This window comes from Caldithrix abyssi DSM 13497, assembly GCF_001886815.1.
GTDB classification, from domain to species: domain Bacteria; phylum Calditrichota; class Calditrichia; order Calditrichales; family Calditrichaceae; genus Caldithrix; species Caldithrix abyssi.
This window is the reverse complement of sequence record NZ_CP018099.1, coordinates 4901751-4914830: the sequence shown is the minus strand read 5'-3', so window position 1 is coordinate 4914830 and position 13080 is coordinate 4901751. Positions and strand designations below refer to the sequence as shown.

Genomic DNA, 13080 nt, shown 5'->3' with positions numbered 1-13080 from the left:
AGTTAAAGGAAAAGATAAAGATTAAAAAATAAAGGAGAAAAATCATGATGTTTGGAATGGGATTCGGATCCATTTTTGGAATACTTATTTTACTGCTCATAGGTTGGGGCGTATTAAATTTTGTTAACGTAAATCGCGGACAAAGAACGTCATTTTTGCCGCAGAGAAACGCCGCCGGCGCTTCTGATGCGCTGGAAATTTTAAAGCAACGCTACGCCCGCGGTGAAATTTCTAAAGAAGAATACGAGCGCATGAAACAGGATATTACCGGGTTGTAAATGAACATGAATTTAATGATGAATAAAGCAAAAAAGTGTAAAACAAAACCAATTAAAAGGAGATATTAAGATGAAGAAATTAAGTTTAATAACATTAGTCGTAAGCGGTCTGCTGTTTAGCGGCGCCGCGTTGATTAATCCGGCGCAGGCCCAACATATGGGCGATAAGAATTCGGGGCAGCAGCACCAGCAACAGAATATGCAGAGTACTATGCACAAAGGCATGGAGCACATGAACCAGCAGAATATGATGATGAATATGGATCAGATGATGCAACACATGCAGCAGATGAATCAGCAGATGCAAAAAATGATGCAGGGCGTAAATCAGCCGCAGGATAAACCGATGCAGGGCATGATGCAAAGTAAAAACCAGCAGAAGAAAAACATGATGATGGGTCAGAGTATGATGCACCAGGGACAGAATCAAAATATGCTGATGCAAAACATGGGCATGGAGATGAAAAATATGACCGGAAGCATGGAAAAGATGATGAATACAATGAAAACCATGATGAACGATGAAAAGCTGGCGAAAAATCCAGAGATGAAAACACACATGGATGAGATGAAAAAGAACATGAGCGAAATGATGAAATCCATGGAAGGCATGATGAAAGATTACAAACAAATGCAATCTACAACCAAAGCAACGGATCAATCTAAATGATAAGCGTTTTCAAAAAACGAACCAGAAGGCTTAAAAGGCTTTCTGGTTTTTCCCTAATTGTCATTATTTTAGGGCTGGCGGGGAGCCTTTTTTCGCAAGCCAATTGGGCTGTAAGTTCGTCTTTAACCATTAATTCTGGCGACTACATCTACCAGCAACGTACAGACAATTATTACCTGAACGCCGGATTACGTTACAGCGCTCAAAAGTGGACGGTCTCGGCTTCGGTGCCTTTCATTCTTCAAAATAGCGCGGTTTATCAACAAGAGCCAATTAGCTTCTCTGCAAACGGACACGGAATGAATAATCCCACAACTACGACGCTATCGAATAATCTGGAGGCCGGCATTGGGGATATTTATCTATACGGAGAATACCAACTGTGGAATGGATCGTTGATTGCACCTTCGGTTGTGATGACGACTCAATTGAAAGTGCCGACTACCAATCGATTAACTCTGTTCAGCACCGGTAAATTTGATTATGGATTGGGTTTGGCTTTGCGGAAATGGGTTAAAACCTTTAACGCTTTCGCAGAAATCAGTTATTTAAGAATTGGCGATCAGGAAGAAATTACGTATTTGGATCCTTTGGGTTATGGTTTGGGAATTGGGAAGTTTTTTGCCAATGGCAAATATTCAACTTCTCTTTATTTTAAAGGTTATTCAAAAATTATTCAAGGTGTCGATCCGCCGCGTCAATTAGCTCTGGGCTTTTTTACCATGTTTTCCGGTAAAAGCGTTTTATCGTTTTACCTGATAAAAGGGCTAAGCGAAAGCAGTCCAGATTTTGGTTTGAGTAGCGGTATTGATTGGAAATTGTAAAGTTTAAACAAGGGGTTTTAAAATGAATCTTATTCCTGAATGGATGTCTAATGTACATCCCTTAATTGTTCACTTCCCCATTGCGCTTTTGGTCATTGCGGTATTGACCGATTTTATTGCCATAATTCTAAAGCGCTTTGGCTGGCTTAAACCGGCAGCCTTGTGGTTGTACGTGTTAGGCGCGTTAGGGACCATTGGCGCCTATTTTTCAGGAAAACAAGCCGCCGATGTGGTCAATATTCCTCCTCAGGCCTATTCGGTGATTAGTGTACATGCCGATCTGGCGTTGTACACCATGTTGTTTTTTAGCATTTACGCTGCACTGCGTCTGTTTTTTGCCAGGAAAAAATGGGATCAAAAATTGGTTTTTAGCCTGGTTTTATTTGTGGTGGCGGCTGGCGGCCTGGGGCTTGTACAGCAAACGGCTGAACGGGGCGGTGAGCTGGTGTTCCGATTTGGAGTTGGCGCCAATGCTCTCGTAACGGTTGATGAAAAACCAGCTCAAAAACAGAAAGGCGCGGCTAACATCGAAGTTGAAGAAAACGGTTCGTGGTTCTGGCAGGCTAATGAGAAGGCCGCTTTACAATTCCGCCAAAATTTTCAATTAATTAAAGGACGTTGGGATGACCTTATTTTACAGGGCGCTCAAACGGAAAACAATCAATCCGCATTAAACATTCAGATTAACACTAAAAAAACAGTTGTTTTTGCCTTTGGGCCAAAATTAAAAAACGTCCAGGTTTCGGCTCAGGTGCGCCTTGCTGATTTTAACGGGCGGTTTTTGTTGGCGCATCATATTTTACAGCCCAACACCTATGATTTTTTAGCCATTGAAAATAAAACCGTGCGCCTGGGACGACTTGAAAAAGGCAAAGAGAAAATTTTTGACACAGGCGCCCTGGAATTAACTCCGGAATTAACGCTAAAAGTAGTAAGCAGCAAAGGGCATTACCGGGGCTACGTAAATGGACGGTTAATCGTCCATGGACATGGTTCTGACCTAAAATCGGGACAGACAGGCTTTGCGCTTTTAGGTTCCGGACAATTACAAATAAAATCCATTAAAGTGGTATCCCTGGACGAAGGACCGCCCATGATGCACATGGAAATGCAAAATATGCCACAGGAGAAAAAGTCAAGTGGGCATGGGCATCAAAAAATGAACCAGGACTATTAAAAATGTTTGTTAAAAACGAAAAATTGGTTCTCATCTCTAAAATTAAAGAAAAGAGTAAAAGATCAGAACGATCCGGTTCCAGGATAAAAATTTAAAGTTTTCATGATGATGGAAACGATGTAAAATGAACAATAATTAAAAGGAGAAAAAAATGAGTTACTATTATGCAAAAACAGTCGATGGCGATTTTGAATCTATCGTAGAAAAAGTTCATGCCGAGTTACAAAAAGAGGGCTTTGGCGTGCTGGCGGATATCGATATTCAGGGGGCATTAAAGAAAAAGTTAGGCGTCGATTTTCGCAAATATCGTATTCTGGGCGCCTGCAATCCGCCCTTTGCCTTAAAGGCCCTGGAATCCGAAGATAAAATTGGCACCATGCTGCCCTGTAACGTGGTTGTGCAGGAGACCGGTGATGGTCAGGTTGAAGTGGCGGCGGTTAATCCGGTACAATCCATGATTGGCGTGGGTAACGACGACTTGCTGGACATTGCTAAACAGATTGGCGAAAAACTGCAACGCGTCATTCAAGCGCTCTAAAAAACGGATCTATGGTAAGCGACAAAAACGAACGTTTTAAAAACAACAACGATTTAAAGAAAAGCAATTAAAGCAAGTTTTACCACATTAAATCCTGTTCAAGCGAGCCGGAGACAAAAACTTTAAGGGATTCAACCGCCAGGAGCGCAAAAGAATGCCAGGCTATCTATTAAAATCCTTTGCGATCGGGGCGAATGCGTTGCGTACGTTGCGGTTAATTTTTAACCATAAAGGGCACAAAGGAGTCGTAAAGGGCGCAAAAATTATTTAGATGTAGCTATTTATTCAAAGGTTTTTTAACGTCTAAAATGGATTAGCCAGAGCCATAAGCTATTATTTAAAATAGTTTGCCCAAAGATGACTGAATTTTTTTGAGGTACTAAATACCTGAAAAAATATTTAAATTATGCCTAAAGTTTTCTTTTGGAGGAATAGTGCCTTAAATTAATCGCAAGACTTAAGGATTTAAGACATAAATTAAAAAAGGGGCCTTCCATGAAACGAAGAGATTTTATGCAAACCTCAACGGTGCTAACAGCCGCAGCTCTATTACCTGCACATTTGTTAAGCAAAACAGTAATAGCGGCTAATGCACAAAAATTCCCGGCGGCGCTTACGCCGAAAATGGATGGCGATGTCAAAGAGTTCCGCTTATTTATTGACATCCACATTCAAGAAATTGTGCCAGGATTTAAAATCCATACTCTGGCTTTCAACAATCAGGTTCCCGGGCCTGAAATACGCGTTAAACGGGGTGATAAGGTGCGCGTTATTTTTAAAAATAACACCGAGCTAAACCATACCATTCACTGGCATGGCATGCATGTCCCCTGGCGAATGGACGGGGTGCCTTATGTGACCCAGATGCCGGTGATGCCCGGGCAAGAATTTGTGTACGAATTTACTGCGGAACCGCAGGGCACGCATTTTTATCATTGCCACTGGGGTACGCTTTTGCACATGCAAGCAGGCATGTATGGGAGCTTAATTGTCGAAGAAGACGACGATCCAATCCAGAAGCAATTTCCTTACGAGCGGGAATACACCTTAATTTACTCCGCGCATGATGTGAATTTTTTACGAGAAGAGATGAACAGTATGTTGGAACGCATGAAAGAACGAATGATTTTAATGAAAAGCGGGCGTTTTAATAAAGAACGGTTTGCCGTTTTTGACACCAAAGATGAATTTGTGGAAGCCGTAAAAAAAGGCTATCAGCCGCCATACGTGGTTAATCGCCGGGCTCCGGATGAATTGCCACAACCCAATTGGTTTACGGTTAATGGAAAATCGTATCCCATGACGCCCAACCTTTACATTAAACAGGGCGAAAACATTCGCGTACGCCTGATTAATGCCGGTACCGAAGAGCATTATTTGCATTTACATGGGCATGACTTCTGGCAGGTGGCCGATGACGGATTGCCGGTGCCTCAACCCTGGCAACGGAATACGTTGCGATTGAGCCCGGGCAAAACCATTGACATCATCATCGAAGGGAAAAACCGCGGCATCTGGACTTTTCATGATCATGATACGCGCCGCGTTACCAACAACGGATTGTATCCCGGTGGTAACTTGTTGGCTTTGGTGTACGAAGATTTGCCCGTAAAAGAAACGGAACTGAACATGATGGCCAAAAAGATGGGCTTGAAAAGCTTGCCCATTGTGGCTCTGGATGAGTAACGGTCGATAATCAATTCAATCAGGAGAAAAAAATGAATTCCATCAAAAAAATCTTTTTGATCGTTTTAGCCGCTGGCATGCTGCAAAGCGCTTTCGGACAGGTCAGCCCCGAAATCCAATTGGGGGCTCGCGGTGTTATGTCCTTTAATACCGATATTACGGGCAATCAAAAGACGACCAGCGTTAACGATTTTTCCGACACCGGACTATTGCTGGGCTTTCGGCAAAAAATGTACAACCGTTTTCGGGGGCAACTGGTAATTGGGCTGCAATTCCCCGATGCCGATTCGGATTTGGGGCAGGTCTTTTTCCATCAAACATTTCTTCTTTTAGAAGATCAAAAAAATGTTTTAAAAATGGGACGTTCAAGGGTGCGCAGCGCGCTTATTGAATTTCCTACCTTGCGTGATGACGATGCCCTGGCCTTTACCGATGTGCTCAATCCCTTTTCTTCTGGCGAAAATACCGAAGACAATCAATATGGAAATGTAATTGAGTTGGCTCATATTTTTGCACAACGTTATTGGCTTACGGTACATGGCGAACACTTTACCAGAACGCCCGTGCCGCCGGCCACTTCAGAAACCGATTTTAGCCTGAATGCACTGGGCTTTTCGTTTGTGTACATGGTGCCGGAAACGCAAATCTGGAATCGTCCCTTTATTCAGCAATTAGGTATTGGTTTTAACAATTTTCTAACCGATCGTCAGGGCTATTCCAATCAATTTGATCAAACGCTTAAAAATATTTTAGTATCGGGAGTTTTTAATCTTAAACCCGATCCCATCTACTTTGTGGATGCTCGCTTTCAGGTGGTGTACAATCTGGGGTTTAAAGAGATAAAAACCATTGGTAATTTTTACGATTTAACTCGCGCCCGAGCCGCGGCCCATTTCTTTTCGTTGCGCTTTTTGTACCGTAAACTGGAACGTCCCACTTTGCAACTGGCGCTTTCCGGCGGTTTTAAGGTTTTCCCTGATTTAACGCAAAAAGCGCGACAATGGCAGGTGATTTTCAATGCCTTTTATCGCCTTGGAGAAAATTTTGACTTAGCTTTTCAGGTGCAACAGGCACAGTTTACCGGCGATTTAAAAACTTTGTATGGCAAAAGCGAAACACGTTTTCAGGTGGGACTGGTTTATTCTATTGATCAACGATGGAACAAACAATTTGATGATCGAAATTCGTTGTTGAATCTGGAACACGGCTACATACCCTGAAAAAGGGAGAGATGAGATGATGGCCCCCAATACCGAGCGCATTAAAAAACGTTACAATCGTGTGGCGGTTGTATTTGATTTACTGGAAAAACCAATGGAAAAATTCACTTCTTCCTGGCGCAGAGAAATCATAAAAGAAGTTTACGGTAAGGTTTTAGAGGTTGGCGTAGGAACCGGTAAAAATATCCCTTACTACGCGCCAGATGTTGAGGTCGTGGCTATTGATTTCAGTAAAAAAATGTTGGAAAAAGCGCGCGCTAAATACCAGCATATTTTCCCTGATGTTACTTTTATTGAGATGGATGTACAGCAATTAGACTTTTCGGACAATAGTTTTGATTGTGTTGTAACCAGTTGTGTTTTTTGTTCGGTTCCTCTTCCGGTTTTGGGGCTAAAAGAAATTCGTCGTGTGCTTAAGCCGGGCGGTAAGCTGGTTATGTTGGAGCATGTGCGTAGTCAAAAAAAATTGGTAGGGCCTTTAATGGATATTCTTAACCCCATTCCCTTATTTTTGTATGGGGCAAATATTAATCGCCGTACAGTGGCCAATTTAAGGCAGGCCGGATTTAAGCAAATTACGGAGACCAATCTCTGGGCCGATATTTTTAAAAAAATAGTTGCAGTAAATGGTAAGTAAAAGAGAGGGATAATGTGAAAAGGTGGCGCAAGGGAAATCCCCCTTAAAGGCGAATTTTCCCGGAATCCTTAAGGATGAGCATGGAAAGCTTTTTCAATATAAGAATAAATAAAAATTTACCATTTTTTAAGGTTAAAGAACACGATAGGAAAAAACATGAATCGTCGAAAATTTTTAGGCTACACAGCCATTGGATTGGGCGCAGGAATAGGCGGGCTAACTTTGTGGAATCCGTTTAAAGAGGGACGTTCGGTTTCTGCTCAAGCTATTACCAATAATAATTTTGTCCCCGATGTAGAAATTGCATTAACTGCGCAACCTGGAGAAGTTTCTATCTTCTCCGGAAAACTAACGCAAGTTCAGCATTACACCGCCCGGGTCTTAAAAGGACCTTCAAGCGTTGTGCAAACTCTGGAGAATACCTATTTAGGCCCGATTCTCCGCCTGAAAACAGGACAAAATGTACGCGTGCGTTTTACCAATCAAATTGATCAGGAAACCATTGTACATTGGCATGGATTACACGTTCCGGAACAGGCCGACGGTCATCCTCGTTACGTCATTGATAAAGGCGAAACATACGTGTATGAGTTTACCGTTGCCAATCGAGCCGGTACGTACTGGTTCCATCCCCATCCACATGGCCGCACCGGCCCTCAGGTGTATTCAGGCCTGGCCGGTCTGTTCATTGTTCAGGATGATGAAGAACAGGCCGCCAATCTGCCCACAGGCGCTTACGATATTCCACTGATTATTCAAGACCGTACCTTTGATGCCAACAACCAGTTGGTTTACCTGAGCGGGGGTATGATGCAACGCATGAACGGTTTTTTGGGGAATCGTATTTTGGTTAACGGCCAACCGGATCCTGTTTTTAAAGTGGCGTCTAATGTGTACCGCTTGCGTCTTTTAAATGGTTCGAATTCACGCATTTACAAAATCGCCTGGAGCGATGGCAGCCCGTTAACCATTATTGGCACTGATGGCGGCCTGCTGGAAAAACCGTTGAATCGTCCTTACGTAATGCTTGGCCCGGCTGAACGCATTGAACTGTGGGCCGATTTTAGCAATTACACGCCAAACAGCTCAGTTAAGCTGGTAAGCCTGCCTTTTGATGGTGCTGGCGGTATGGGTATGATGGGCGGCATGATGGGCAGACGACGTCAAGGTCAGTCCTTGCCCAATGGTAGCGGTTTTGATCTGGCTCGTTTTGACATTGTAAAAAAAGAAACGCCTGCTTTAACCTTGCCCATAGTCCTTTCTAAAATAGAGCCCGTAGATATCCGTGCGGCTGTTAATGCGAACAATCCCAGAACCTTTACCTTTGCCATGGGCATGGGGAGCGCTACGATTAATGGACGTACCTTTGAAATGACGCGCGTGGCCAGCGATGAGGTGGTTAAATTAAATACCAGCGAAGTGTGGCGGTTGGTTAACGGAGGTGGCGGCGGTATGGGCATGATGGGCGGTATGATGCAAATGCCGCATCCGGTTCATGTGCATGGCTTGCAGTTTCGTGTTCTGGAACGGACGCCTGGCGCCGGTTGGCAATCCATGAAGGATGGATTTGTGGATGAAGGCTGGAAAGACACGGTTTTGTTAATGCCTGGAATGCAGGCCAAAATTTTACTGCGCTTCGTAGATTTTAGCGGATTGTACCTGTACCATTGCCACAATTTAGAACATGAAGACATGGGCATGATGCGCAATTACCTTATCGAAGCATAAAAAATTCTTTTAGTTTAATGTGGTTTAATCAATAAAGGTCAAGTACTAAAAAAGAAAGTTGTAAAGTGTTTTCTAACAACAATTCTTTAATAAGTAAACGTACCTGGTATGGTTTGGATGCGATTGTTGAGATACGGAGTCGTTTCTTTCATCGGGCTGGTTTTGGTAAACTGCTTATCCCGCATCCTCCGGCAGTAAACTGGTTGCTACGATTCGGTTTGGCTGATAAACCATACTGGCAATTGAGTATTGCTCACGAATTTGCTCACTTTCAGACCTTGCCCATTTTGCTTGTTTACATTTTTATTAGTGTAGCATGGATAATTAAAATACCAGAAATAAATTTGCTTAAAATAGGGGTTGTCTTTTTCAGCATCCATGCAATGGCTGAAATTTTAGCCGAGGCCCATGTTCGGCTAAACATGAACCGAGAATATGCCCTTTTTTATAGAGATATTTCAGTATTTCCACGTCTTATTTTTTGGAGTATTTTTACCTTAATATCTGCTGCTGGCTGGATTGTTATGTTAATGTCGACTCAAGTCTAATTTTTTGGTGTAAATACCTTTCTATGTAGCCATAAGGGTGTAACCTAAATTCCGCTAAGCTCGATTCCGGTTACACCGATTTCTTCAAATCACACCTATAGAATACTTCCTTCGAAAGATCTAGTGCCTTAGCGTGTAAAAATTTTTGTGCTATTTTAAAAGCTCATCCCCTGACGAAAGTCACCACTTGCGTGGCATCCCGGCGCTGTCCCAAAAGTCAAAGACAATGTATGAGTCCACTCTAAAAAGGAATTATTATCGAATTTCATTTAAATATGATAATTGTTTTTATTTAAATTACATAAAATATACTCGTGTCATTCGTGAAATTCGTGGTTTTTATACTGAACTCATCCAAGATTTACAATTTTATTTGAGATAGGCGGCACAGGCCGTGAGGCCATTCCTTGCCACCCGGACGATTTATGTGAATTTGCCTGTTTCTCTACTTTTTGCGTATTTTAACAATGATATTTATTGTTGAAGAAAGGTTTGTTATGACTATTCGTTGCTTAATCGTTTTATTTTTCCTGCCTGTGTTGGTTTACAGCCAGGATTACCCGCAAAATCCCATACCTTTTACACCGGTGGAAAAGCGCCTGACAGGGTTTGAGCAACGCCAGGCGTTAAAGCGTAACTCTCTGGTTAAAAACGTACCATTCCGCAATATTGGCCCCTCGGTTCAAAGCGGGCGCGTGGTGGATATTGAAGCCAATCCACAAAATCCAAAAGAGTTTTATGTGGCTTACGCTTCGGGCGGTTTGTGGCACACGACCACCAGCGGCATCGACTTTAAACCGCTTTTTGATCGCCAGCCGGTGATGACCATTGGCGATATTGCGGTTGACTGGCGGCATGGCCGGCGCATCTGGGTGGGAACCGGCGAGAGCAATTCCAGCCGTTCATCATATTCCGGTACCGGTATTTATTTGAGCGAAGACGGCGGCAAGACCTGGCAGCACATGGGCCTGGGCGAGACGCATCATGTGGGGCGTATTGTTTTGCATCCCGATAATCCGCAGGTTGTGTGGGTGGCCGCAGTCGGTCATTTGTACTCGCCAAACGAACAACGCGGGATTTACAAATCTTCAAACGGCGGCAAAAGCTGGAAGCATGTTCTTTACGTCAATGAAAACACGGGCGGAATCGATCTGGTCATTGACGCGCACAATCCGGACGTTTTATATGCCGCCATGTGGGAGCGCACGCGTCGCGCCTGGAACTTCTGGGAAGGCGGAGAAGGCTCTGGTATTTATAAAAGCGTAGATGGCGGCGAAACGTGGCAACTGATCAGCGGCGAAAAAAGCGGATTTCCCCATGGAACGCATGTCGGCCGTATCGGTCTGGCTGTTTTTCCACAAAACACACAAATACTTTATGCGCTGGTAGATAACCAAAAGCGCAGGGAAAAAGAAGAAGAGCCGGCGATAACCAGGGCTCTGCTGCGCACGATTTCGGTGGAAGATTTTTTAAAGCTCGATCCTGATGAATTGAACGCTTTTCTGGATCGCTACCATTTCCCCCATGAATTTAACGCAGACACCCTTTTTCATTTGGTGCGCCAAAAGAAGATCAAACCGTTGACCCTGGTAGAGTATGTGGAAGACGCCAATGCAGAGTTATTTGAGACGCCGGTCATCGGGCCGGAGGTGTATCGCTCCGTGGACGGCGGAAAAAGCTGGCAGCGCACTCATGACGATTATTTGGACAAGGTTTATTATGCCTTTGGCTACTATTTTGGCAATATTCGCGTATCGCCAACAGATGCCAATCGTATTTATATTCTTGGCGTTCCGCTGTTGTTGTCGGAAGATGGCGGCCAAACCTTTCATTCACTAAATCATGAAAATGTTCATGTGGATCATCATGCGTTGTGGATCGATCCGCAGAATGCACAGCATTTAATTGCTGGCAACGACGGCGGAATTAATATTAGTTTTGATAACGGGCGGACATGGTTTAAAGCCAACCATCCGCCGGTGGGACAATTTTACACGGTGGCCGTGGACATGGCCAAGCCGTACAATGTTTACGGGGGCATGCAGGATAACGGCGTTTGGGTGGGGCCTTCCACAAATCGCGAGTCGCGCGCCTGGCAACAAAGCGGTCACTATGCCTTTCGGTCGATTATGGGCGGAGACGGGATGCAGATTGAGATTGACACGCGGGACAATGAAACGGTGTACACCGGTTATCAGTTTGGCAATTATTTTCGCATCGACCGCCAGAGCGGGAAGCCAAAACGCATTACGCCCAAACACAAGCTGGGTGAACGGCCTTTACGCTTTAACTGGCAAACGCCCATTCATCTTTCTGTGCATAATCAGGACATTTTGTACATCGGGGCGCAAAGAGTTTACCGCAGCATGGACCGCGGAGAACACTGGACGCCCATCTCCGGCGACTTAACCCTGGGCGGCCGGAAGGGGGATGTGCCTTACGGTACCTTAACGACCATTGACGAATCCCCTTTAAAATTCGGTTTGATTTACGTGGGAAGCGACGATGGCTTAATTCATGTTACGCAGGACGGCGGCGCGCACTGGCAGCGTATTTCTGACGGCCTGCCGCAAAATTACTGGGTCAGTCGGGTGGTGGCTTCTGAACATAAGGAGAGCCGTTGCTTTGCAGCGCTGAACGGCTATCGTTGGGATAATTTTGCAGCGCTGCTGTATCGCTCGGAAGATTTCGGAAAAACATGGAAGCAAATCGGCCTTAACCTGCCCCCGGAAGCGATAAACGTGGTCAAAGAAGATCCGTTTAACGAGAACCTTGTTTATGTGGGAACGGATCACGGATTGTACGTTTCGCTGGATGGCGGCGTTCGCTTTATGGCCTTTGCAAAGGGGCTGGTGGACGCGCCGGTTCACGACCTGGTGGTGCATCCGCGCGAACACGACCTGGTCGTGGGAACGCACGGCCGTTCCATTTTTATTGGAAACATGCGTGAAGTGGCTCAGCTGACGCCGGAAGTTCTGGCCAGAGAACTCCATCTGTTTCCCTTAAAAAATCATAAAGAACAACCTCATGCCGGAAACCGCGACTACTCATGGAAAATCATCAAAGGCGACTCTTTAAAAATCGCTTTTTATTGCAAACAGGCTGGCAAAACAAAAATCTGGCTTGCAGGCGAAAAAGATTTTAAACTGGCAGAGTGGCAGTTGAACAGTGCGGCCGGATTGAATTTTCTTTTTTATGATTTTTCCGTTGAGCCGGAGACTTTCAAAAAATACGTTTCCGGTTTACCCGAAGACAATCCAAAAAATAAAAAACTGAAGCCGCGCGACAATGGCAAATTTTATCTGCGGGCAGGAACGTACACCATTATCATTGAGCATAATGGCGAAAAGGCGTCCGGTACATTCAAAATAGAAGCCCTGCCCAAAAAAGAGCGAAAGGAGAAAAAGAAAACCCCATAAAAGGAGTGAAAAAACCGCGGCGCTGACAGCCCGGAGCCGGGTTACTGATGGGCATGTTAGGGCTTGAAGAAGGTCGAAACCCTGTTTCTTTAAAAGAGTGTTTGTTTTCCGCTTGCTTTACTTTTTTTGCGCGGAGAGTAATGTTGCTGTGAAATGATGGGTAACTTTATCGTATGGACAAAGAGCCCGGGCGAGTCCATTAAAAAGGCCCAGAGCCACGAGTTCTTTTAAAAGTGAGATTTTCATTTTTTACGAATTTGATTTATTTTTATATTTTCGCGAGTTCCGGTGAAGCGACGGCAATAAAAACGGTCAGGAAAAGGGGCAGCACAAAAGGCGACCTTTTTTCCAAAAA

The 13080-nt window shown here is 44.3% G+C and carries 11 protein-coding genes; all 11 read left to right on the top strand.

What is annotated here, in order from left to right:
• The first annotated feature begins 44 nt into the window (after positions 1-44).
• The 11 genes from Cabys_RS20645 to Cabys_RS19270 all read left to right on the top strand — a co-directional run bounded on the left by Cabys_RS20645 (position 45) and on the right by Cabys_RS19270 (position 12725).
• Positions 45-278, top strand: coding sequence for an SHOCT domain-containing protein (locus Cabys_RS20645; RefSeq protein WP_006927664.1), 234 nt, complete (start codon positions 45-47; stop codon positions 276-278).
• 70 nt (positions 279-348) lie between these two features.
• Positions 349-948, top strand: coding sequence for a hypothetical protein (locus tag Cabys_RS19315; protein ID WP_006927665.1), 600 nt, complete (start codon positions 349-351; stop codon positions 946-948).
• Positions 945-1772, top strand: coding sequence for a transporter (locus Cabys_RS19310; protein ID WP_006927666.1), 828 nt, complete (start codon positions 945-947; stop codon positions 1770-1772). Before Cabys_RS19315 ends, Cabys_RS19310 begins: the two co-directional genes overlap by 4 nt.
• A 22-nt stretch (positions 1773-1794) precedes the next feature.
• Positions 1795-2949 (top strand): DUF2231 domain-containing protein, encoded by a 1155-nt coding sequence (locus Cabys_RS19305; protein ID WP_006927667.1) that lies wholly within the window; start codon positions 1795-1797, stop codon positions 2947-2949.
• A gap of 151 nt (positions 2950-3100) precedes the next feature.
• The gene (locus Cabys_RS19300) at positions 3101-3487 is read left to right on the top strand and encodes a DUF302 domain-containing protein (RefSeq protein WP_006927668.1); all 387 of its coding nucleotides are present in this window, start codon (positions 3101-3103) and stop codon (positions 3485-3487) included.
• 495 nt (positions 3488-3982) lie between these two features.
• Positions 3983-5173 (top strand): multicopper oxidase family protein, encoded by a 1191-nt coding sequence (locus Cabys_RS19295; RefSeq protein ID WP_006927669.1) that lies wholly within the window; start codon positions 3983-3985, stop codon positions 5171-5173.
• A gap of 32 nt (positions 5174-5205) precedes the next feature.
• Positions 5206-6393, top strand: coding sequence for a hypothetical protein (locus Cabys_RS19290; protein WP_006927670.1), 1188 nt, complete (start codon positions 5206-5208; stop codon positions 6391-6393).
• Between the two features lie 19 nt (positions 6394-6412).
• A complete protein-coding gene (locus Cabys_RS19285; protein WP_044281677.1) occupies positions 6413-7030 on the top strand; it encodes a class I SAM-dependent methyltransferase in 618 nt (205 codons plus the stop codon).
• Positions 7031-7186: 156 nt separating this feature from the next.
• Complete coding sequence (locus Cabys_RS19280) at positions 7187-8758, top strand: multicopper oxidase family protein (protein WP_006927672.1); 1572 nt, start codon at positions 7187-7189, stop codon at positions 8756-8758.
• Between the two features lie 65 nt (positions 8759-8823).
• Positions 8824-9306 (top strand): hypothetical protein, encoded by a 483-nt coding sequence (locus Cabys_RS19275; protein ID WP_044281024.1) that lies wholly within the window; start codon positions 8824-8826, stop codon positions 9304-9306.
• 497 nt (positions 9307-9803) lie between these two features.
• Positions 9804-12725: a WD40/YVTN/BNR-like repeat-containing protein gene (locus Cabys_RS19270; protein WP_006927673.1), complete on the top strand. Its 2922-nt coding sequence runs from the start codon at positions 9804-9806 to the stop codon at positions 12723-12725.
• Positions 12726-13080 lie beyond the last annotated feature (355 nt).